This is a genomic window from uncultured Mobiluncus sp. (assembly GCF_963511525.1).
Classification (GTDB): Bacteria; Actinomycetota; Actinomycetes; order Actinomycetales; family Actinomycetaceae; genus Mobiluncus.
In genome coordinates this window covers 91,364-114,199 of sequence record NZ_CAUPIY010000002.1, presented here as the reverse complement: position 1 = coordinate 114,199, position 22,836 = coordinate 91,364, and the positions used below count along the sequence as shown (strand labels likewise).

At 60.2% G+C, this 22,836-nt stretch carries 19 protein-coding genes; 12 read left to right on the top strand and 7 right to left on the bottom strand.

What is annotated here, in order from left to right; translation table 11 throughout:
- Position 1: 1 nt before the first annotated feature.
- The 3 genes from purE to RQ935_RS02405 all read right to left on the bottom strand — a co-directional run bounded on the left by purE (position 2) and on the right by RQ935_RS02405 (position 3,715).
- Positions 2-535 (bottom strand): 5-(carboxyamino)imidazole ribonucleotide mutase, encoded by a 534-nt coding sequence (purE, locus tag RQ935_RS02415; protein ID WP_311497060.1) that lies wholly within the window; start codon positions 533-535, stop codon positions 2-4.
- A 358-nt stretch (positions 536-893) separates the two neighbouring features.
- On the bottom strand, positions 894-2,258 hold the full coding sequence (locus tag RQ935_RS02410; protein WP_311497059.1) for an LCP family protein: 1,365 nt from the start codon (positions 2,256-2,258) through the stop codon (positions 894-896).
- The gene (locus RQ935_RS02405) at positions 2,237-3,715 is read right to left on the bottom strand and encodes an LCP family protein (RefSeq protein ID WP_311497058.1); all 1,479 of its coding nucleotides are present in this window, start codon (positions 3,713-3,715) and stop codon (positions 2,237-2,239) included. The genes RQ935_RS02410 and RQ935_RS02405 overlap by 22 nt, the downstream gene beginning before the upstream one ends.
- Positions 3,716-3,814: 99 nt before the next feature.
- Here RQ935_RS02405 and RQ935_RS02400 point away from each other — a divergent pair, with 99 nt between their 5' ends.
- Positions 3,815-4,741 (top strand): glycosyltransferase family 2 protein, encoded by a 927-nt coding sequence (locus RQ935_RS02400; protein WP_311497057.1) that lies wholly within the window; start codon positions 3,815-3,817, stop codon positions 4,739-4,741.
- Here RQ935_RS02400 and RQ935_RS02395 read toward each other — a convergent pair.
- Together RQ935_RS02395 and RQ935_RS02390 are read right to left on the bottom strand one after the other, a co-directional pair.
- Positions 4,695-5,147 (bottom strand): DUF2304 domain-containing protein, encoded by a 453-nt coding sequence (locus tag RQ935_RS02395; protein WP_311497056.1) that lies wholly within the window; start codon positions 5,145-5,147, stop codon positions 4,695-4,697. The genes RQ935_RS02400 and RQ935_RS02395 overlap by 47 nt on opposite strands.
- A 1-nt stretch (position 5,148) precedes the next feature.
- Positions 5,149-5,880: a glycosyltransferase family 2 protein gene (locus RQ935_RS02390; RefSeq protein ID WP_399531846.1), complete on the bottom strand. Its 732-nt coding sequence runs from the start codon at positions 5,878-5,880 to the stop codon at positions 5,149-5,151.
- A 224-nt stretch (positions 5,881-6,104) separates the two neighbouring features.
- Between RQ935_RS02390 and RQ935_RS02385 the strand changes: the two genes are divergently transcribed.
- From RQ935_RS02385 to RQ935_RS02350, 8 genes are all read left to right on the top strand, one after another.
- Complete coding sequence (locus RQ935_RS02385; protein WP_311497055.1) at positions 6,105-8,444, top strand: cell wall-binding repeat-containing protein; 2,340 nt, start codon at positions 6,105-6,107, stop codon at positions 8,442-8,444.
- 281 nt (positions 8,445-8,725) lie between these two features.
- Positions 8,726-9,325: an acyltransferase gene (locus RQ935_RS02380; protein ID WP_311497054.1), complete on the top strand. Its 600-nt coding sequence runs from the start codon at positions 8,726-8,728 to the stop codon at positions 9,323-9,325.
- Positions 9,326-9,357: 32 nt separating this feature from the next.
- Complete coding sequence (locus RQ935_RS02375) at positions 9,358-10,458, top strand: DegT/DnrJ/EryC1/StrS family aminotransferase (protein WP_311497053.1); 1,101 nt, start codon at positions 9,358-9,360, stop codon at positions 10,456-10,458.
- Between the two features lie 113 nt (positions 10,459-10,571).
- The gene (locus RQ935_RS02370; protein ID WP_311497052.1) at positions 10,572-11,558 is read left to right on the top strand and encodes a Gfo/Idh/MocA family oxidoreductase; all 987 of its coding nucleotides are present in this window, start codon (positions 10,572-10,574) and stop codon (positions 11,556-11,558) included.
- 175 nt (positions 11,559-11,733) lie between these two features.
- The gene (locus RQ935_RS02365; RefSeq protein ID WP_311497051.1) at positions 11,734-12,936 is read left to right on the top strand and encodes a glycosyltransferase; all 1,203 of its coding nucleotides are present in this window, start codon (positions 11,734-11,736) and stop codon (positions 12,934-12,936) included.
- A gap of 66 nt (positions 12,937-13,002) precedes the next feature.
- Positions 13,003-14,079: a non-hydrolyzing UDP-N-acetylglucosamine 2-epimerase gene (wecB, locus tag RQ935_RS02360; protein WP_311497050.1), complete on the top strand. Its 1,077-nt coding sequence runs from the start codon at positions 13,003-13,005 to the stop codon at positions 14,077-14,079.
- Between the two features lie 310 nt (positions 14,080-14,389).
- Complete coding sequence (locus tag RQ935_RS02355) at positions 14,390-15,073, top strand: hypothetical protein (RefSeq protein WP_311497049.1); 684 nt, start codon at positions 14,390-14,392, stop codon at positions 15,071-15,073.
- A gap of 11 nt (positions 15,074-15,084) precedes the next feature.
- Positions 15,085-15,495, top strand: coding sequence for a hypothetical protein (locus RQ935_RS02350; RefSeq protein ID WP_311497048.1), 411 nt, complete (start codon positions 15,085-15,087; stop codon positions 15,493-15,495).
- Positions 15,496-15,504: 9 nt separating this feature from the next.
- On the opposite strand, the gene RQ935_RS02345 is transcribed toward RQ935_RS02350, so the two are convergent.
- Positions 15,505-16,878: an oligosaccharide flippase family protein gene (locus RQ935_RS02345; protein WP_311497047.1), complete on the bottom strand. Its 1,374-nt coding sequence runs from the start codon at positions 16,876-16,878 to the stop codon at positions 15,505-15,507.
- A gap of 102 nt (positions 16,879-16,980) precedes the next feature.
- Here RQ935_RS02345 and RQ935_RS02340 point away from each other — a divergent pair, with 102 nt between their 5' ends.
- Positions 16,981-18,345 (top strand): nucleotide sugar dehydrogenase, encoded by a 1,365-nt coding sequence (locus RQ935_RS02340; RefSeq protein WP_311497046.1) that lies wholly within the window; start codon positions 16,981-16,983, stop codon positions 18,343-18,345.
- Positions 18,346-18,351: 6 nt separating this feature from the next.
- Here RQ935_RS02340 and RQ935_RS02335 read toward each other — a convergent pair whose 3' ends face one another.
- Entirely contained in the window at positions 18,352-19,395 is a 1,044-nt protein-coding gene (locus RQ935_RS02335; protein ID WP_311497045.1) for a hypothetical protein, read from the bottom strand.
- A gap of 66 nt (positions 19,396-19,461) precedes the next feature.
- Between RQ935_RS02335 and RQ935_RS02330 the strand changes: the two genes are divergently transcribed.
- The gene (locus RQ935_RS02330; RefSeq protein ID WP_311497044.1) at positions 19,462-20,655 is read left to right on the top strand and encodes a hypothetical protein; all 1,194 of its coding nucleotides are present in this window, start codon (positions 19,462-19,464) and stop codon (positions 20,653-20,655) included.
- On the top strand, positions 20,648-22,801 hold the full coding sequence (locus RQ935_RS02325; RefSeq protein ID WP_311497043.1) for a DUF6541 family protein: 2,154 nt from the start codon (positions 20,648-20,650) through the stop codon (positions 22,799-22,801). Before RQ935_RS02330 ends, RQ935_RS02325 begins: the two co-directional genes overlap by 8 nt.
- Positions 22,802-22,836 lie beyond the last annotated feature (35 nt).

The following is a 22,836-nucleotide window of genomic DNA, read 5'->3' as shown; positions in this document are numbered from 1 at the left end:
CTCAGTTCTCCTCCGTGTCCATCACGTTTTTCAAAGCTTCGCCTTTGTCGATGGCTACCTGGCGCAGCAGGGCTTGATATTTCAACATCTGTTCGCGCATCTGTTGTGCCTCCGGGCCCTCACCGGCGCCCAAGATGCGGGCGGCCAGCAAGCCGGCGTTCTTGGCGTTGCCGATAGAAACGGTGGCGACCGGCACGCCGGAGGGCATTTGCACGATGGACAGCAGGGAATCCATGCCCTCCAAGTGCTTCAACGGAACCGGCACCCCGATGACCGGCAGGACAGTAGCTGCCGCCAGCATCCCCGGCAGGTGCGCCGCACCGCCCGCGCCGGCAATAATCACCCGTAAACCGCGCTTTTCCGCCGAAGTCCCGTACTCCAGCATATCGATAGGCATCCGGTGGGCGGACACGACCCGAGCCTCGAAAGGAATCCCAAAGTCGCGCAGCACCTCCGCGGCGGCCGACATCGTCGCCCAATCGGAATCCGAACCCATAACCAAGCCCACCAGGGGAGCATTCTCAGCTTCGCTCATAACGTCATTCTACCCCGCTGGTTTGCAGCCCGGTGCGGCGATTGCGCCATTCGTCCTCGCGTTCGGCCGGGTGTCACGAGAATCGTGGTTTGGGTGGGATGTCGCTCACGCCTGGGTTTGGGTGGGCGAGATGTCGCTCGCGGAGGTCTCGCGCGACTTGGGGGGTCACAGACCCCCCTCGGAAAATGCTTGCAGAGCATAGCATTTTCCTCACCCCCTAGCGTCGCCTGCGAGTACCTCCGCCTTCGCTCCTCTCGCCCCGCTGACGAGCGAGGCCCCGCCCGGCCGGCTATCCAAAATGAGTGACGCCCCGCTCGCTATCCAAACGAGCGATACCAGCGGGGTTGAAACAACGGACCTAGAACTGCGGGGTCAGGTCGGCAGGGGTGAGGGTTCCGTTACGCAACCCTTCCCAGAAAGCGGGGGTGCGGCTCTCGTCCAGTTTCACCGTCGAGCCCACGCCGCCGCCGGGATTGTAACCGAGCGACGCAATGGGCGGCACCCCCTGCAGCCCGGCGTCCCCGGCCTTCCGCAGTGCCAGCGCCAGCCGGCCGATGTCCATGGTCTGGGCAGAACGATCAACTGTCAGAGCAGCCGCGCCAGCGTCTGCCAGCGCCACTTGCCGGGCGGGATTAATCAGCACTTCTGGGCTCAGCGCTTTCTTTAGAGTGGAGCTGATGACCAGGCGTTGGCGTTGGGTGCGCCCGATGTCGCCCAGCGGGTCGGAGTAGCGCATCCGCGCAAACAACAGGGTGGTCGGCCCGTCCACGTCGTGACAGCCGGCTTGCCAATTCAGCCCCGTCATCCGGTCGGAAAACGTCTGGTCCCAGCACAGATTGATTCCCCCGACCCCGTCGACGACCTGGGCTACCCCGTTGAAACCGATTTGCACGTAATGGTCGATGGTCAGTCCGGTCAAGCCCTCGACGGTGGAAACCAGCAGAGCCGGGCCGCCCTCGGAAAACGCGGCGTTGAGCTTGTTATGACCATGACCTGGAATTTCGACATAGGTGTCGCGCGGCAGGGAAACCAGTATGGCAGTTCCGTTGGTGGCTTGATGCAGCAAAAGAATTGTGTCGGAACGCTGACCCTCCACCCCGCTGTTCGCCTCGGCGGTGCCTTCGCGGGAGTCCGAACCGGCGATGAGCCAGGTCGTGCCGGGAGTGTCGACCGCCCCGCTCAAGGCATCGGTACGCCCTATATTCGTATTGACCCGATTGTTCAGGAACAGTCCCCAAAAAACGATGGCCAAAACCAGCGCTAAAACCAGGGTCAAGATGGTGATGAAGATGCGTTTGGGCCAGCTGCGGGTGGCGACGCCAGAATGGGGACGGCTGGCAGGCCGGTGCGGTCCTGGGCTGGTCACCAGGTCGGGTGCGGGCCTCGGGATAGCCGCCCGCACCGGGGGTGTGTCGGGAGAGCCGGGAATACCGGGGGTGTGAGGGGCGTGGTTCGCAGCCGAACCGGGGGCATAAGCGGCTGGCAGCGCCAAGTCCGCATAGCTCAGCCCTTGGCGCTGCGTCGATGGAGTGGCGGAGCCGCCGACCACCACGGCAGCGCGTAAATCCGGTCGGTCTGTGGCGCTTTGGCTGCCTGGAAAAGCTGGGTAAGTCGGCTGGTTCGCCTGGTACTGATTTGGTTGGGGGTTTTCCGGGGCAGGGCTGGGCCGGGAACTACCCGGCGGAAAGGACGGCGGTAAAGTCATTGCTGGGGATTCTGCCACGAGCCGCTACCTCCGGGCGCTTCCCCAGATGGGGCGTTATTGGCAGAGTCTCCTCCCGTTTCGCCCGTACCGGCCGAGTTCGGATTGTCCGCAGTGCCTGAGTTATGTGCCGGGGCTTCAGTGTTGCCCGCGTCGTTGTCGGCAGAGCCGCTGTTCGCCGAGCCTCCCGCGGTTTGTCCAGAGTGAGCAAAATTGGTCCCGCTCGTCCCGTTAGTCCCGCTCGTCCCGTTTGTCCCCCGGGAAGGTGAGCCTCCGGTGCGACCGGTGCTACTCCCTTGTGAAGGGACAGACCCGACGGAACTGGCGGAATCAGGCGAGTTGGAGGACGTCGGAGCCTGCTCACTGGGCTCGTGAAGACCCCCGTTCATGTCCTGGTAGGGGAAATAGAGGGGAACCCGCTTGTCCAAACGCAGGGCATCGAACATCTCCTCGGCGTTGTCCGCCACCGCCACGCGGGCCCGGTCAGGGGCATATTCCCCGAACGGCAGGGTGTAAAAGCGGATGTTGCTGGGCTTGATTTTCGATAGAGACAGCGCCAATCCGCCCAGATTTTTGGCGTTGCCGAAGTTTTCAGAGGTGGTGAGGGACTTCATTCCTGCCTTTAGGAATGCATAAAGCGAAGGCAGATCGGTGAGCATATTGCGGCTCTTGGCTTCTTTCATCATGGCGCCGATCAGCTGCTGTTGGCGGCCAATCCGGGAAATGTCCGAGCCGTCGCCCACCCCGTAGCGGGCTCGGGCAAAACCGAGGGCCTGTTGGGGGTTCAGGGTTTGGCATCCGGCGGGGAGGTCAATGGTGCCCTTGCTGTCTTTCATCTTTTCTTCCAGACAAATCGGCACTCCACCCAACGCGGCAACCATATTTTCAAAACCATCAAAGTCAACTACTACGAATTCATCAAGGAAAATCCCGGTCAGCTGTTCGACTGTTTTCATGGTGCAAGCCGTGGCGGCGGCCACGTCCTCGTCCTGTCCCAGCAGGGCAAAAATGGAGTTGAACTGGACGTAACCTGAGCTGGCGGGCTCGGTTTTCCCGTCAGCGCGCAGACAAGCCGGGCGTTTTACCATCAGGTCGCGCGGAATAGACATGACTTCCACGCGGGTGCGGTCCGCGCTGATGTGTGCCACCATGGTCGTGTCCGAGCGCATTCCGGTGATCCGTCGGCCCGTCTCGTCATATTCCTTCTGTGCCCGATGGTCTGAACCGATGACCAGTACGTTCAAGTCACGGTTCGCGAAACTGTCATTCGGGAGGTCTTTCTCTTTGCGATTGTCGTCCAGGAAAGCGTTTAGGTTCACTTTCTTGGTCCACGAGGAAATATCGGCATTAACCAGGCCAGCGAAGCTCAGGCTGAAAATCGCCAAGAACACTACGACGAGACTCAAAATGCGCAACCCTCGCCGCGGGCGCGTCAGAGCGGCGGCGTGCGAGGCAATAGGGTGGTGCTTTGATGACACCCAGCCATTGTAGACTTAAGCGTCGGGCATTTCCTGGCACGGCCGTGCCGGAACCGATGATTTTGCTAGTTTTTTTTGTGTGCCAGGGAGGGAAATTTCGTGTCAAGTGTGTCCGCAGCCCCCACCAGTCCGTCCCAGATGCCCAGTGATGCCCGCCCGGCCATCCGTGTGGTGACGGTTGCTTACCACTGCGGGGAGGGGATTCGCGGACTGTTACAGAGCCTTTCCGAAGCCTCCCATCAGGTAATTCACACTGTGGTGGTGGACAACTCGGAGTACTGTGATTCCGCGGTGGTAACAGCCTGCCAAGAATTCGGGGCGGAATACCGATCTTTGCCGGGCAATCCGGGATTCGGAGCAGGTAATAATTTTGGTTCTGACTTTGGGGGCAGTGAGCCGTGGCTGGTGTTCGCTAACCCGGATTTGCGCCTGACCCCCGGCGCTCTGGACACCCTGATTGCCGCCGCCGAAGCCCATCCCGCAGCGGCCGTTATCGGTCCGGCCCTGGTGGACGAAACCGGCACGCGCTACCCAACCGGCCGGTCTTTTCCCTATATTTCCATAGGGATAGGCCACGCCCTACTGGGGCGGGTGTGGCCGGGAAACCCGTGGACCCGTCGGTATTGGGGGTCGTCTTGGCAGGGGACTGGCTCAGCTGAGGTGGACTGGGTCAGTGGGGCGTGTATCCTGATTCGCCGCGCGGATTGGGAGCAGCTGGGCGGTTTCGACCCGGCTTACTTTATGTACTTTGAAGATATGGACTTAGCCTGGCGGGCACGGCGTTTTCTGGGACGTGGGGCGCTATTCGTAGGCAGTGCCGTGGCGATACACGAGCAGGGGGCTACGACCGGTAACAAGACGTTGGGGGCGGGTCAGAAACGCAATCTACGGGTTTTGCGAGCCCACCACAATTCGGCACGGATTTTCCTAGACCGGCTTTATGCAGACCGTCCGTATGTCTCGCCGTTGCTGGTGTTGATTAGCTGGGGTCTGCGGCTGCGGTATCGGGTTTTGGCTCGTCGTTAGGGTTGGTGAGCCGCGCTTCTGCCAAGGCCAGAGCCCGGGTCAGTTTGGTCAAGCGCGCCTGGACAGCGATGTTGTAACGCCACTGCACCAGCCAGGTCGCCAACACCACAATCACTAGCAGATACAGCAGCAAATCAGTGCCGCGCCCCACGCCGAGGAACGCCGCAACCGCGGAAATCACCGGCGGATAGATGATTGCCACCGCCGCCAAAACCGCGAACAGCAGCGCCAGGATACGCCGCAATGCCAGGTTACGGGCTCCTTGTAGGCGGGACACGTAAGCCAGCCCCACCGCGACCACAACTAACAGGACAATCTTGATACCCCATTGGCCGGCCGCGGCCCAAGCCAGCAGTGTCGGAACCTGCGCGGGAACCAGCCCGGCAACACTTGTGAAAACACCCATGTCAGCGCACCCCCATAACTAAATCCATGACGATGTTTATCGAGTTCCACAGGGATTGACCCTTGGCTTTGGAATAGTCTGTGTAGCGGATATGGACCGGCATTTCCGCCCAGGGCAGACCGCTTTTGCCCAGCTGCGCCACGATTTCCGAAGCGTGGGCCATACGGTTTTGCTTTAGATTCAACGTGCCCGCCGCCCGGCGTGACAGCAGTCGCAGTCCGTTGTGAGCGTCGGTAAGCTCCATGTGGGTCGTGCGGGCGGTGGCCCAGGCGGCGGTTTTCAGCACGATACGCTTGGCGGCACCCATTTCTTGCCTTTCGGACAAAAACCGGGAACCAAAGATGATGTCGAGTTCGTCTGTTTTGGCGCGTTTCCACATGGAAACGACGTCATCGGTTTGGTGTTGTCCGTCGGCGTCGAAAGTTGCGACGTAGGGAAGGTCGGTGGCTTGCAGGAAGTAGGTGATTCCGGTCTGCAGGGCGGCGCCTTGTCCCAAGTTGATAGCGTGGGTCAGGACGGTGGCGCCGGCCCCACGAGCCAAGGCGGCGGAATCGTCGTTAGAACCGTCGTCAACACAGATGAGGTAAGGGAAGATTTTTTTGGCTTCCTGCAAGACCTCGGTGATGACGGGGCCTTCGTTATAAATCGGGATTATCAGGGCGACTTCCTGGCCGGCGTGCCGGGCGGTGGTGTCAGACCCGGCGGGGGCGCTAGTATTCCCGTTTTCACTCACGTCTCTATTGTGTCATGGGTGGGCGGGTTGCGTGAAAGCAGATTTATCGTGAGGCAAAAAATGTGCGGGGCACGCCTACAGAATGTGTTACTATTGTTACTGATGTGAAAATTAAGCATCAAAGAATATCAAAACGCATGATAATTTTGTGGTTTCCGAGACTTAATCTGGACACAGGTGAAAAAATCGGAAAAGCTATTGTGCAGTGTTGATTGGAGTTAGTAATGCCTAAGTACGTTATCTTGGGGGCGCTGTCCGCCCTGTGTCTGTTGGCCAGCCCGGCCCTCGCGGCCCCGACTTCCGGAGGGGATACGGCACCGAGCGATGCTTATAGCACGGATTTTTCCACCGCGACCTCCCTGCCCGGTTTAAGCGGGTCGGAACTTGGTGCCCACGTTGCCCAATTCCAGGCCTCCCTGCGCGGGGAAGTGACCCATTTAGGGGGCAGCGGTCTGGTGACCCAGTCTCGACACGTCGAGTCGAACCCGAGCACCGGCACAAAGCAGCAGGTATCACGCGTAGACCTCAAGTCCGCGGTGTCGTTGGTGGGGGTGCAGTGGCCGGCAGACGGACCTCAACCCTTGGCGGTTCTGGGACGCTACCTGCAGGGCGGCGTGTGGTCGGCCTGGCAAACTATCGGCGATGACTTCGAATCCAGTAAGGATGGTTCCATTGCGGCCAGCGAGCCATGGATTGTGTCCAACGCGGCTAAAGCCGAGGTAGCGGTGGTGCTGGCTGACTCGACGGGAGGTTTCCAACCCAAAGTTGAGGTCATCGACCCCGGTACCCGTCAAGCCGACCAAAACTACGCCCTGAACGATCGGGGCTACACTCATGCTTTCGTCTCCGCGAAAACGCCTACCCGTGTTGTTGCCCCGGGACAAGCCAGCGGACCGGACGGCGGCGACCCCAACGCCACTAAAGACAATCAGGACGATGCCGGCAACAAAGTCATTCCTCCCTCAAACGTTGAAAACAAGTGGACGAAAGTACCCGCTACCGGTCAGCCCTCCACCGTGTTCACTCGGTCAGATTGGGGCGCTAACGAATCTTGGCGGAGTTGGCGAGCCTCTCGCGGCGAGGTAACGGGGGCGGTCGTGCACCACACGGCCACCGCCAACGACTACAGCCCCGAAGCGGTTCCCAGCATCCTGCGTTCCATCTACCGCTACCATGCCATCAGTCTGAAGTGGGGAGACATCGGCTACAACGTGCTGGTGGATAACTTTGGGCGCGCTTGGCAGGGGCGTGCCGGCGATTTCTGGCACTACAACACCATCGGCGCCCATGCCTCGGGCGTGAACGCCTGGACTTTCGGGATTTCCGTGCTGGGCAATTACACTGATTTCCGCCCCTCGGACGCGGCGGTAGACACGGTGTCTCGCGTTATTGCCTACAAACTTAAGCCCACCGGCCTGGATCCCTTGGAACTTCAGACCACAATCCACAAAGGCAAAGGAACCATCACTGTGCCGGTCATCTCGGGACACCGTGACGTTGGTGCCACCGCCTGCCCCGGCAACGCCTTTTACGAATTCCTGCCGACGCTGCGCCAGATGGTTGCGGAATACGTTTCCCAACCGGACGAACCGATTAAGGTACCCGATTACACTCTGCTCCAGCAAAAACAGATTAATGCCGGCACCCCGATAGCTTTGGCGGGCGCAGACCGCGTGGGCACTTCTATTGAGATTGCCCGGCACGCTTTCCCGCAGGGTTCGGGTACGGTTTACGTGGCCAACGGGGTGAATACCGCTGATGCGCTGGCCGGTGGGTCGCTCACGGATGGCCCGATTGTGCTGGTGCTGGACAAACGGGATGCCCAAGCGGCGGTCGCGAACTACGTGCGGGAAGCGAAAGCCACGAAGGTGGTCGCTTTGGGCGGTCCCGGAGCGGTGAGTAACGCGGTATTGAACACTGTGGCGGCGGGGGTGGCTACCGAGCGTATCGGAGGCCGCGACCGGGTGGAGACTTCTGCCCTCATTGCCCGTCACGCTGCGGAAACCCGGCCGGCCAGTGCCGTATTCCTGGCGGAAATGTCACAAGGCATAGACGCGTTGGCGGCCGGTTCGCTGACGGCCGGACCGGTCATCTTGGTCCCCACTAAAGGCAAGCTGCCCGCGGTTGTGACCCAAACGATTGCGGCTATAAACCCGGCCAAAGTCGTGGCTTTGGGCGGGCCGGGCGCGGTCTCGAATCGGATTTTGTCCCAAGCCTCTGCCGGGCGCGCCTCCGAGCGTGTCTTTGGCGCCGACCGCTACGAGACGGCTCGTGAAATCAGCAAATACCAGTTCCCGAAAGGCTCCGCGCAGGTCTACCTGGCTTCTGGAAAGAACCCGGTCGACGCGGTAGCTGGCGGGGTGCTCAGTGACGGGCCGATTCTGCTGTTGCCCAACGCCCGAGGAAACTCCTTGAACGGGAACGTCGCCGCAGAGATTGTGCGTCTCCAAGCACACACGGCCACGGCCCTGGGTGGACCCGGCGCGGTGTCACAGGAGCAAATTAACCAGGTCTTTGTAACCCTGCAATCCATTTCGGCTGCCCCGACAGCACGTACCAAATAGGGCTTGAACTGCGGGGGCTCGGGACGATTCCCGAGCCCCCGTTTTTTGTGCCCGGGATGATTTGCGGAGTTGGAGTCCTCGACATCGGGGTCTCCGTTGCTAAGCGATTCTAATTCGCGATTAAATCGGGGTAAGTGGCTATATAGACCAGCAACCCCGATTTAATCGCGGATTTCGATCACTAAACCCGGATATTGTTTGGTTCGCACGCTTTCCACCAGGTTTCGCCAGGCCCCGTTGGGATAAGATGGAGGAGTTTCATTTGGTCAAGAAAGGTAGCTATGGGTCGTATCGTTGAAACCGCCCAAATTGCGCAGTCGGCTGCAATCGGTGCTGGCTGTTCGATTTGGGATTACGCCCAGGTCCGCGAAGACGCGGTGTTGGGGGAAAACTGCATCGTGGGACGCGGAGCCTACATCGATGCCGGCGTGAAAGTCGGCGCGAATTGCAAAATTCAAAACTATGCCTTGGTTTATGAACCGGCAGTGCTGGAAGATGGCGTGTTTGTCGGGCCGGCCGCAGTCTTGACCAATGACCAGTGGCCGCGGGCCATCAACCCGGACGGCACCTTGAAATCCGCAACTGATTGGGAAGCAGTGGGGGTGACGTTGCGCCACGGTTGCGCTATCGGGGCTCGGGCAGTGTGCATTGCTCCGGTCACCGTGGGGCGTTGGGCCACAGTCGGTTCCGGCGCGGTGGTCAGCCGTGACGTTCCCGATTATGCCCTAGTGGTTGGCGTTCCCGCCCGCCAGATTGGCTGGGTGGGACGCGCTGGAGTGCGCCTCGAAGCGGTGGAGGGCAAAGCCGGGTGTTGGCGGTGCCCCGTCACTGGACAGACCTATACCGAAACTGATGGAAAACTGACTTTTGACCAAGCCTAAGTATGGCTTAGAAACACAAGCAAGGAGACAATATGAGTAAAGAATTCATCCCCGCAGCCAAGCCGATTATCGGCGCGGAAGAACGCGAAGCAGTGGATGCGGTCCTGCGCACCGGAATGTTGGCTCAGGGCAGCGTAGTGGCCGAGTTCGAGCAGGAATTCGGTGCCCAGTTAGGGGCGGGGAGGGAAACCGTGGCGGTTAACGCCGGAACTTCCGCCCTGCTGTGCGGGCTGCTGGCGGCTGGAATCGGGGCGGGCGACGAAGTCATCGTGCCTTCCTTTACGTTTGCTGCCACGGCGAATTCGGTGGCGCTAACCGGGGCAAGGCCGGTGTTTGCTGACATTGAGGCGGAACATTTCTGCCTCGATCCCGCTGCGGTTGAGGCGGCGATTACGCCGAACACCAAGGCGATTTTGCCGGTGCACCTCTATGGACACCCGGCGAATATGACCGAGCTGGGTCGGATTGCGCGCGAACACGACCTGATGATTTTCGAGGACGCCTGCCAGGCTCACGGAGCGACTTGGGACGGTCAGCAGGTCGGGACATTTGGGACGTTTGGGGCTTTCTCGCTGTACCCAACCAAGAACATGACCTCCGGCGAGGGCGGTATGATTACCTCTGAAACTCCTGAGCACGCCCGCAAATGCCGCCTGTACCGCAATCAGGGCATGGAAAAGCAGTACCAGAACGAAGTCATCGGCTTTAACCTGCGCATGACGAACATTCACGCCGCAATCGGGCGTGAACAGCTGAAAAAGGTCGCGGGCTGGACCGCGAAACGCCAGGAAAACGCCGCTTTCCTAAGCGCGAACCTGCAAGGGGTCACCGTCCCGGTCATTGCTCCGGAAGCCTCTCACGTGTTCCACCAATACACGATTCGGGTCACGGCCGACCGTGATGGGTTTGTTCAGGCGTTGCGCGAAGAATACCAGATTGGTTCGGGCGTGTACTACCCGATTCCCAATCACAGGCTGCCGTCTCTGTGCCACTTTGCGCCGGGCTTGGACCTGCCCCAGACCGAAGCGGCCGCCCGCGAAGTCGTGTCTCTGCCGGTGCATCCCTCCTTGGATCAGGAAGACCTGGAACGCATCGTGACTGCCGTGAACGCCCTGGCCAAAGCCGGTGCCTAGATTCCAGCGCGGCGCCGGTGCGTTAGCATGGGGGCGCCGCGTGGTGGTGTGGAGGCGTTTAGAAACGGTCCGGGGGACCGTTTTAGCCGGAACTCAAAGCAGATAGGAAAGTCATGAAAGAAATACGTGTTGGTGTAATCGGTATTGGTAGCATGGGTCGCCACCATGTCCGCAACGTCCGCGAAACCCCCGGCGAAACCCTGGTAGCCGTAGCGGATCCGGCTGGTGACAAGTTCGGTGTGGCGGGGGAGTTAGAGGTTCTTCCCGATGTGTCAGCCTTGATTGAGGCCGGTATCGAGGCCGCGGTCGTGGCGGTGCCCACGGCCTATCACCTGGAAGTGGCGCTGCAGCTGGCCGCCGCGGGTGTCCCGGCTCTCATCGAAAAGCCCCTGGCTCGCACGGTTGAGCAGGGCGAACAAATCGTGACCGCTTTCCAGCGGGCCAACCTGGTGGGTGCCGCCGGTTACGTAGAACGCTGCAACCCGGCCTTGATCGAGCTGCAAAAGCGGGTTGCCGCCGGCGAACTCGGGGAGGTATTCCAGATTGCCACGCGGCGTCAAGGCCCGTTCCCGGCTCGAATTTCTGACGTGGGGGTCATCAAGGACCTGGCGACTCATGACGTGGATTTGACCGCGTGGATTGCAGGTTTGCGCTACCAATCCGTGTCTGCCCGGACGGCCCGCAAATCCGGGCGCGAACACGAAGATTTGCTGTTCGCCACCGGTGTGCTGGAAAACGGGGTGCTGGTGAACCACATCGTCAACTGGTTCAGTCCTTTCAAAGAACGCCTCACCACCGTCACCGGCGAAAAGGGCGCGCTGGTCGCGGACACGATGAACTCCACTTTGACGTTCTATGAAAATGGCACCAAAGCTGTGGAATGGGACCAGGTGGCGAACGTCCGCGGGGTGAGCGTCGGGGAAGTGACCCAGTATGCCTTGGATCAGCGCGAACCGCTGCGGGTCGAGCACGAGAACTTTGTCGCCGCTCTGAACGGGGACGCGAGCCGAATCGTGCCGCTCACGGACGCGCTGCAGACTCTCAGGGTGTTGGAAGCGATGGTTCAGTCGCGAGACACAGGACAAACGGTCGACCTGTAGAGTCGCGACTTGAAAGCGCCGCGGCACCCCCTTTCGTCACCAAACCCGAAAGAGCCTCGCGGTGCCATCTCTGGCATATCGATGCAACGCAATAGGTTTTACGAACCACCTTGGCACACCGAAAAACGCGGCCAATCCGCCCTTGTGACCGGAAAAACTTGGAAAGAATGGAGCTATGCGCGCACGTCCTGATGTCACCGTGGTTTCCCGGATTTTTGCCCCGGAGCCGGCCGCGGCCTCGTTCCGGCTCGAAGCCCTGGTGAAAGCCCTGCTGGAACACCGGGCCGCCGTCAATGTCCTGACCACGATTCCCGCCCCCGGCACTGACCGCGACGCGCGGGCGCAAGTTGAGGCGCAAACCGGCGCGGGGAACCTTTTGCGCATCCAACGAGTCCAGGCCAAACGTGACGAAACCGGGTACATTCGCGGCTACCTGCCCTATATGAGCTTTGACATTCCCGCGTTTTTCCGGCTCCTGTTCGCCCCGAGCCCCAGGGTTTATGTCAGCGAGCCGCCGCCGACTACCGGGGCGATGCTGCGCGTTCTGGCAGCTTGGAAACGTCGCCCTTACGTGTATTACGCGGCCGATATTTGGTCAGATGCGGCTCAGACCAGCGCCCCGGCCTGGGTGGTGCGGGCGCTGCGGGCGGTGGAACGTTTCGCGCTGCGCGGTGCTGCCACGGTCATTGCCGTGTCTGACCAGGTGGCAGCCCGTTGTCAGGAGCTGGGAGCCCGGCGAGTGGCGGTCGTGGAAAACGGGATAGATACCGAGGTGTTTACCGCGCTCGGTCCCGCTCCGCAGCCGGTGGCGGGGTTGAGCGCCGATGAGGTCGCCGCCGCGGATTGGTTGGTTTATGCCGGGACGGCTTCGGAGTGGCAGGGGGCGGAAATTTTTGCCCAGGCTTTTGCCGAGATTGCCCCGAAGTTTCCCCGTGCCCGCCTGCTGTTCCTGGGGCAGGGCAGTTCTTTCGCCGCTATGCACGATATTGCCCAGCGCCTGGAGCCGGGGCGAATCCTATTTGGCCAGGTCTCCCCGGTTGAGGCCGCGGCGTGGCAGCGTCAGGCGCGGGCTTGCCTGGTCAGTATCAAACCGGGGCTGGGCTACGATTTCGCCTACCCGACCAAGGTGTTGGCGGGGCTGGCTTGCGGAACTCCGGTCATTTACGTGGGCGCGGGCCCGGCCGGCACGGACATCACCGAAAACCAGTTAGGTTTGGCCCTGCCTTATGACCGCGAAGTCCTGAAAATGGCTCTGAGCAGCGTCTTAGAGGGTCGGTTGCGCACCGGTGAGACGCGCAAGTGGGTACAGGAGCACCGTTCGTTGCGTTTGACCGGCCAGAACGCGGCTCGGGTGGTTTTGGCGCAGATACGTCACTAGAGTCCGGCGTCGCTTTCGCGGGTTCGCCAGCTTCGCGCCTAGGCCCGGTCTTGGTAAGTTAGAGACGTGAAAATCATGTCGATTGTGGGGGCGCGCCCCCAGTTTGTGAAACTGGCACCGATCGCGAAGGCGTGTGCCCAGGCAGAGGTGGAACATCTCATTGTCCATACCGGCCAGCACTACGACCCGATGCTGTCCGAAGTGTTCTTTCAAGACCTGGAGATTCCGCGTCCCGACGTACATCTCAACGTGGGTAGCGCCAGTCACGGGGTGCAAACTGGGCGGATGCTGGCCGAACTGGAGCCGGTCATTGCTGAGGCGCAGCCGGACTGGGTGCTGGTTTATGGGGACACGAACTCGACGCTGGCCGGGGCGCTCGCGGCGGTAAAGATTCACCAGCGGGTCGCGCACCTGGAGGCCGGGCTGCGTTCCTTTAACCGCGACATGCCCGAAGAAATCAACCGGGTGCTCACTGACCACGCCGCGGATTTGCTGCTGGCACCCACCCAGGTCGCGATGCGTCACCTGGCAGACGAAGGCTTGGAGGGCCGTTCGGTCCTGGTCGGGGACGTGATGACTGACGTACTGTTCGCGATTCGCGACCGGGTCCAATCCGGGCAGATTGCTAACCCCATCCCCGCCGAACTCGGCTTGGCGCCCTCCCAATACGCCCTAGCCACCATTCACCGAGCCGAAAACACCGACGATCCGAGCCGCCTCGAGGCCGTGGTGGCGGCTCTCGCGGATCTGCCGTTCCCGGTCGTGTTGCTGGCTCATCCGCGCTTGCGCGCCAAAGCGGAGGCGGCGGGCGTGAATCTGGCGCGCGGAGCCATTCACCTGCACGAACCGCTGGCATATCCGCAGCTGGTGGCCGCAGCGCTGCAGGCTCGACACATTGTTACGGATTCCGGCGGACTGCAAAAGGAAGCGTTCTTGCTGCGGGTCCCGGCCACCACGGTACGGCCCCAAACCGAGTGGGTAGAGACAGTTGAGCTGGGCTGGAACCAGCTGGCCGAACCAGCCTCGCTGGTCCAGGCGGCGACCCGGCCTTTGCCCGAACCAACCACCGCCACCCCTTATGGAACCGGTACCGCCGCGCACGAAGCCGTAAAAGTCCTGGTCGAAGGTGCAGCCCAGGTCTGATTACACACCAAAAACCGGTCTGGCGAGTCCAGTCAGCCTGCCGGAGATTAGGCCGCTGCCGTGTCGAAACGGGCGGCGACGTGCAAGGCGAGCCCGATGAATACGACCAACATGACGGTCATGGCAGCGCTCAAAACCCCGCAGGTGGCGAGGATTCCCCGTTTCTTTGAGAGGTATTTTCGCGCTCAAACTATGTGAGGCACCACACCGCCCTCGCGCTCAAAATACATAAGGTACGCCGGAATCTTGACCGTCGGGAAACTGTATGGTAGCATATAGAAACAGTGTTTCCCTATCAAAGGAGATAAAAATGCGGTCTCTTCTAACGTTTTTAAGTGTTTCACTTTTAGCTACAGGTACATTTTACCTCTTACCTCCCGAGGCTCAAGCTACCCAGGAGATTGTGAGCTCAGATAGTTCACGTGTGGTATTGATGAACAACTCGACCGGCTTGTCGGCGCCTATTGAGTTGAAAACAACGAGAGTGATTCAACGGGAGACTCTTCCAAATACGGAGTATCGCAGTTATAGCAGTGAATCAAAGATTGAAGTTACAGCACAGGACTTGTTGTCCGTTGGAGCAATCACCCCAAAACAATTCCAACAGTTGTCAAATGGAACAGGTGTATCTCTGATGTCAACTGGAAGTGAAACCAAGACTGAGTATCCACTCACCGCTACCGTAGGCTTGGACTATGATTTGAGGGGTACCGGTGGAAATAAAAAAATCAGAGTCAATCGAGTATTTGGTTCAACTTCATATTCTTACCCAACTGACATATACCAAAGGGCTCTGGTGGCGGGGCAAGGCGCATGGGGTCATGTGCTAAAGAAAAACAATGCACCTAGTCCGTTCTCGTACACGACTGGTTGGGGCTGGTATGATGCGATTCCTGGCAAACTGGGTGCCCATGCTATACTAGATGTCACGTTTTCACCTAGTGGAATGGCGAAGAATACCTTAACTGTAGAATTTTATCCCCTCGGTAGTTAGTACCAAGTCTCATGAAAAACATTTCTAGATTAATCGTTGCATCAACTCTCATCGCAATGTCAGGAGCACTACTTTCGTGGTTAGCCTGGTATCAGCGTGTCATTTATTTTCCTCACACCGTGAGAGCTGAATCAACAGTAATTGACTGGATAATGTTAGTTGGAGGCTCGGTTCTTTGGGTAATAATGGTACTCGCCAGCGCGCGTTTTGTTGCTTCAAAGACGCGATTTAGTAGACTTCAAAAACTACTGTATCTAACAGTGGTTATCGTTGTTGTACTAGCAGGGTTTATTTGGTCCAGGAATTCGTTTTTGGGTGAGCCGCTCCAACTGTTGCTTGGATATGCCATGATGTTGATTCCAGCAATTTATTTTGCTCTAGTGCAAAAAGGTAACTATGAGAATCAAACAGATGTGGATTAGTAAGAACAATTAGGCCGCTGCCGTGTCGAAACGGGCGGCGACTTGCAAGGCGAGCCCGATGAATACGACCAGCATGACGGTCATAGCGGCGCTCAAAACCCCGCAGGTCATGAGGATTCCCCAGCCGAGCCAGCCCGCCAGCACCAGTAGCCCTAGGGGAACCGCAGCAAACACGAGGGAAAATCCTAGGGATACCTGTTGCGTTTCCGTAACCACAAAAATGTTGGAAACTGGGGACGTCACCAAGTTCACGTAGAGCCACGGACACAAAATCGTCACAATCAGCCCCGCCATCTCCCAGCGCGCCCCGAAAATCAGCGGAATCAGCCACGGGGACAGCGCCGCCAAAGCCGCGAACGGCACCAGACCCGCCAAAGCGCCGCGTTTCGTGACGCTGGCGGCCATCGCCCGCAACCGACCTCGTGGGGTATTGGTCAACTCACGAAAATACACTTGCGACACCGCGCCGTTAATCAGGGCCACCGGAGCCTGCACGATGAGCCATGCGAAGGAAAACTGCCCCAGCATGGCGGTGGAAAAAATCGCGGCAATCATCAGGTTGATGCCGTTTATCCGTACCGCGTCCGCGATAGCGGATGGCCCGTTCAACAGGGGCATTTTCCGGTATCGGCGTAAGGCTCGCCGACGTGCCCCCGGGGTATTGTCCACATCCGTCCGGCTGTCTCGCGCCCGATAACCCAAGGTGATGGTCGCGGCCAGGACTCCGAAAATTCGCCCGCCGATGAGCCCTACGGCACCGCCCAAACCAACCAGCCAGGCTCCAATCTGTAACCCGACCTGCGCGACGGCGCTAAACAGCCGGTTGGCTGAAATTTGGCGATATTCCCCCAGTCGATTCAACCAAAAAGTCCAAATGGAGCTTAGGGAAGTAACCGTGACATATAGGGCGGCAAAAATCAGCAGCGGGGCGACCTGTGGCCAGACACGGCTCAGCGCGAAGGTCGCCACCAGGCTCCCGGCCAGGAAAATGACCGAAAAAATCACGTTTATCGTCACCGACAGGCGCACGACCTGTTTCGCGTCCCGGTCAGTATCTGGCAGCATGATGGCCGGATCGTAGCGACCCGCCGCAAGCACCGCGCCAATCGAGCCGATAGAAACAATGATGGAAAGCACGCCGAAATCGCTGTCGGTATAAATCCTGGCCAAAACCAGGTAACCCAGCAAGGTAATCAGCTGAGCCCCGCCGGTGCCACCCAACATTGTCAGCACATCGGTGAGAACTCGGTGACGGCTCAGCCACTCCCGCAGTCCGGGATTGTTTGGGGTTGAGGGGGGTGTGGCGGGAGCCTCGTTTTCCGTGGGGTTCCCAGGTTTTTCCGGGTTTGGCCCAGCCGGGGAAACGGGAAGCTCAGCACTCATGGTGTCAGTCTAGCGTAGAATCAACCGTGGACAGATGGTGCCAAGTTCGCGCTGCGATGCCGCACAGGTACCACATAAGTGTCGCGAAGGAAAGGAAACGCCGTGAAAATCGCTGTTGTAGGAATGGGAAAGATTGGCCTGCCGCTGGCGACCCAATACGCTTCAAAGGGTCACCAGGTCGTGGGGGTAGACATCAATCCGCACACGGTTGAGGCCATCAACAGCGGGGTGGAGCCGTTTCCGGGGGAGGCTCACCTAAGCGAATACCTGGCCAAGCTGGTTCCGGCTGGACAGCTGCACGCCACCACGGACTATGCCGAGGCAATTCCCGGCGCTGATGCGGTCGTAATCGTGGTGCCGCTGTTTGTCAACGACCAGACCTGGGAGCCAGACCTCACGATTATGGACGCGGCCACGACTTCGGTGGGGGAAAACCTCACTGCTGGCACTCTGGTCAGCTACGAAACGACCCTGCCGGTGGGCACGACCCGTCACCGGTTCCAGCCGATGCTTGAAAAACTCTCGGGTCTGCACGAGAGTCAGGACTTTTGGATGGTGTTTTCCCCCGAGCGGGTCTTGACCGGGCGAGTGTATGCCGACCTGCGCCGTTACCCGAAACTCGTGGGGGGGCTGAGTGCGGAAGGCACCCGGCGCGGTATCGAATTCTATCGCGCGGTGTTGGATTTTGATGAGCGCACCGACCTGCCGCAACCGAACGGCGTGTGGGATATGGGCAGCGCCGAAGCGGCCGAGATGGCGAAACTGGCCGAAACGACCTACCGGGATGTCAACATCGGACTGGCCAACCAGTTCGCGCGTTTCGCTGATAGTGCCGGGATTGACGTGATGAAAGTCATCAACGCCTGCAACTCCCAGCCATATTCCCACATTCACCGTCCCGGTATCGCCGTGGGAGGGCACTGTATTCCGGTCTATCCCCGCCTTTACCTCTCGACTGACCCGGATGCAACGGTGGTGCGCTCCGCCCGGGTGGCGAACTCAGAAATGCCGGCTTACGTGGTGGAACGTCTTTCACAAGCCCTGGGCGAGCGGGGTACGGCGCTTTCGGGGACTCCCGTGGTGGTGCTGGGGGCGGCCTATCGCGGCGGTGTCAAAGAAACCGCGTTTTCCGGCGTGTTTGCCACCGTCGCGGAGCTTTCGCGACGCGGGGCACACGTGGTGGTACACGACCCGATGTTCAGTGACGAGGAGTTGCGCGGGTTTGGCTGGGAGCCCTACCACCTGGGCGAGCCGGTCGAAGCCGCCATCCTCCAGGCCGACCATGCCGAATACCGGGAACTGTCCGAGTCGGACTTGCCCGGAGCGAAAGTGATTTTTGACGGCCGTGGCATCCTCACTCCCTCGCGTTTCCCCGCCGCGCGCTACCTGCGAGTCGGCGGCGGCGCCAGCGCAGACAGTGACGCGACCGCGGCTTTTGCCAACGCGAAACTGGCGACTGACGCCTAGAACGCGCTACCACCCTGCGGTGCGGTAGCCTTCCAAAACTCCGGTGAGGGCAGCGGCGGGAGAATGAAAGCGCTGCACCCAGTCGCGGGTCGGTGGGCGCTGCGAGACAGGAATCTCTAGCGCCGCCAGCGTAAGTTTTGCGATGGTTTCGCTGTCCATGGGATCCAGGGCGGTTCCGCCCAGAACAGGAACGTCAACCAGAGAAGGGTGTGAGGCGTCATACCAAGACGGATTCAGCGGCGCTATGAGCGGCACGTCCTCAGCCAGCGCTTCCAGTTCAGAGGCGCTGAGAATCCCGGCGGTTTGCCCGACACACGCCGCCGCGTCCCGAATAACCTGGCGGTATTGCGCTCCCGGCAGTTTTGGAATCAGACAGACTCCGGCCTCACGAGCCATATCCATCAGCTGTAAATCACCCCATTGCAAACCGACCAGCGCGACTGACTGGGGTAGTCGTGCGCGCAGGCACCTTGCAGCCTCTACCTGCGTGTTTCCACCCTTCACAGCTTCCCACCGAGAAACAAAAAAAACATAGGAACCGGTGGAGGGCGCTTTTCGCCGATAGGGATTTGTTGTTACCGGGCAATCCAAGTCCACCGGCACCGGAATCAGCCGCGCTTCCGGCCGCCAATCCGTGAGATGTTCACGCAGGTCAGGTGTGGAATAAAACACTTGGTGGGCGTGCTCTACCGCTTCATGAACCCGATTGGTAAAAGCTGGTTCGTAGCGGCGGGTGCGAATATCCGTGCCGTGCAAATGCAACACGTAATCCCCCAAAGCCCAACTCACGTGGGGCAGTGCCATTGCCGAGTGTAAATGTATGCGAGGACGAGCCTTCTGAGCCACCAGGAGACGCGCCTCCCAGCAGGCTCCACGCCAGGCTCGCCCCACCGTTCGCACGACCGGGTTAGCTACCTGCGGGCTTTGCGCCAGGGGCAGTACCCTCCAATCCCGTCCGGTTTCGTTCGCGGCGTGAACCAACAGGGTGGCGGTATGCGCCGGGTCGCCCAGGTGTAAGACCCGCAGATAATCCTCACTGGATTTGCTCACGTTGACTCCTCTTGTTGAAACGATAATACCAGCGCTGTTTTTTCCTTCGGGCGGTATGATGTGACCATGCCCAATGACCCCAGAATCCTGGTGATTTCTTTCTCAAACATTGAAGGTGACGCGCGAGTGCTGCGCGAGATTAGCGTGGTTGCCAAACATGGTCACGTCACCAGCTTGGGCTACGGGCCAAAGCCAGACTATGTGAGCGAACATATCCAAGTGCCCGACTCGGCGAAATCTTTGCCGCAAACCCCCTTGGGAGTCATGCAACTGGCTCTGCACCTGCACAACCAAGCGGAACTGGCGGCGCCGGGGAACCGGTACGCGTTGCGGGCTTTAGCGGACCGGACTTTTGACGCCATCGTCGCCAACGACGCTAGAGCCCTGCCCCTAGCTTTCACAATCGCCCGGCGCAATCAGGCTCCAGTGTGGTCTGACCTCCACGAATGGGCTCCGGGGGAACGCACCCATATTGCCTCGTGGCGAATCTTGGTCAAACCCCTGATGGAGCACATTTGCCGGAAATATTTGCCCCACACCGCTGCTGCCACCACGGTCGGAACAGAAATCGCCAAACTTTATGAGAGTCAGTACGGAGTCCGACCCCGCCTGTTGATGAACGCAGCACCTTACGCAGATTTGCAGCCCACGTCCGTAGCCCCTGACGGCATCATCCGCTTGGTGCATTCCGGCGGGGCGGTATTCGGGCGCAACATCGAAGCCATGATTGAGGCCACCATTCAAGCCGGTTCGCTTTTCACCCTAGATTTGTACCTGGTTCCCGCTGGGGACGGGGGCGCTTACCTGGCAAAACTTCGCGAAGTCGCAGGGGGAAACCCGCGGATTCGCTTCCACGATCCGGTGAAACCCTTTGAACTGCCGGCCACCCTCAACGCATATGACGTAGGCGTTTTTTGGATTCCCCCCACGCATACGAACGCCCGCTTGACCTTACCGAATAAACTTTTCGACTTTGTCCAAGCCCGGCTGGCGGTAGCAATCGGGCCAACGGTCGAAATGGTCAACGTGGTCAATGATTACGGGCTCGGGGTGGTTTCTGAGGATTTCAGTGTGCCCAGCATTGTGGCTGCCCTGCAAAGTCTGACCCCCCAAGCAATCACCAGCTACAAACAAGCTGCCGCCACCGCCGCTGACCCATTGTCTTTTGAATCCCAGTCAAAAGTCATTGACGAAATTCTCGATGCTTTCCTGCAAAACCCACCGACCGCCGGCTCGAAAGGAACCATCCACGGTGACTAACGTTTTTATACTGGCCGGCGCGACGCTGGTAGCCCTGGTCTACCTGCTGGTGCCGGGGCTGACGGTGCTGTGGGGTCTGGGGATTCACGGGGCTTTGCGCGTCGTGGCGGCTCCGGCAGTGAGCTTGGGAGTGTGGGCCGGAGCGACTTGGATTGCCATCGGGCTACACCTGCCGTGGCGGGCGTGGCTGGCGTTGCCGTTGCTGGTGCTCATCTCTCTGCCTTTCGTGGTGGGTCGGCTGTGGACCCTGCGTTCGGGGTCACGAGCGGTGTGGCCCCGGGTTCCCTCAACCGGCGTTTCTGGGGGGTTGTGGGCAGTTTTCACCGGCTGCGCGGTGCTGTCGGCGTTGCCCTACCTGGTGGCGACCCGTTTGGCGACGCGGGTGCCCCAAACCTGGGACGTGGTGTTTCATCTGTCCGGGATTCGTTACACGCGCGAGTTCGCTTCCGCCAGCCCCTGGGTCACGTTGGCTCCCATGAACGAAGGGGTCGGAGCCTATTATCCCAATATCTTTCACAACTTGGTGGCACTGCTGCCCGGCTCTCCGTTGCAGTCTTACGCGGGAGCTATGACGGCCGTTCTGGTGCTGTGGCCCGCCCTGCTGGGGCTGTTCGCCCTGTTGGCCCTGACTGCGTGGAAAGGCGCGGGTGACGCGAGCCGCACCATCGCGGCTTTGACCGCCTTGGGCGCGGCCACCAGCTCCACTTTCACCGCCAACTACGTGGCGAACTTGGCCACCCCGCCCTACACCTTCTCGCTCCTAGCGACCCCCGGCATGGTGATTTTCGCCGTCGCCATCTATCGACTGCGCCCCGCCCCGGTGAAGTATCCTCGCCACGAGACTGCCGGGACGTCCCTGGAAATACCCGGTGACGTGCCGTCTCCCGGTCGCGTGGCATGGCGCTTCGGGCAAAAAGTCCGCGGAAACCTCCGCCACAGCCTGCTGTCCTCCCAGCTCACCCCGTGGGTGAGCCTGGGTTGGCTGGTGGGACTGGCCGGTCTGGGCTGCACCCATCCGGCGTCGGTGTTCAACCTGGTGCTTCTAATGTCCCTGCCGGTGCTGGTGCTGGGATGGCGCTGGTGGCGGGGTTGGAATGCGTCACAAGGGGTGAAACTGTTCGTACCGCTGATGGTTGTGGCGGTGTTGGGGGTCGGATTTTGGCTGGTGATGGTGCCGCGCCTGGTCTCCATGTCTAAATTCGCCAACCCGTACAACCACACTTGGGACATGACCTGGCGGCTGTTGGTGGATTACCCGAAAGGCCCGTTCTTTATGGGTTTCGGGCTGGGTGGCGCGATTTATACCGTGGCAGCGATGGTGGCTAGCGTGTGGTTGGTACGCCAGCGCCGACTGTTGTGGCTGGTCGGCGGGCTGGTCATGAGCGCGGTGTTTTTCCTGCTGGCGGCCGGGCCGGTGTGGCCGGGTTACTTCCTCACGGCACCGTGGTATCTGCAGTCCGGTCGGATTGCCCCGCTGGTGTTGATGTGTGCCTATCCTCTAGGGTCACTAGCCCTGTCGCGCGGCCTGGAACGCTTCGCCGCCCATCCCCGCTGGGCGGCGCGCCCGCGGGCCTATCGGCAGTTTTCCTGGGCACTAGCTGCGGTGGTGCTGGTCGGCGGGTGCGGAGGTACCTTGGGGGGACGCGTCGCGGTTATCGACGGTTCCTACGATCCGGCGGTTATCGTCCGGGGCACGATGGTCACTGCCTCCGAACAGGCGTTCATCGAGCGGGTGGCCCCGACTTTGCCGCGCAACGCCGTCATCTGGGGCGCTCCGCAGATTGGCACCCCGTTTTGGTGGATTTTGGGCGGAGTCCATGTGGTGCGTCCCGCCATGAACTACCCCACCGGGCAGGCCCTGGAAGTCACAAAAGACCTCTACGACGGACAGATTTCCCCCGAAACTTGTGACTATCTAAAAGCACAAGGGGTCACGCACTATTACTCGGATAACGACACTCTCGCCGCCGGCTCTCGTTACGGCACCTACATCTGGATGTGGAAAGAACCGAATGTAAAGTTTCGTCCGCCCCAACCTATGCTTCAAAAAATCGCGGAAAACGTGGTGGCTACGGGGGACTATGAGTTCACCGGACAGCGCCTGTACCGCGTCAACTACGACACCTGCCCCGGACACGTGCGCTGATAGGCTTCGCACCGCCCTTGTGCAGTCAATACCAG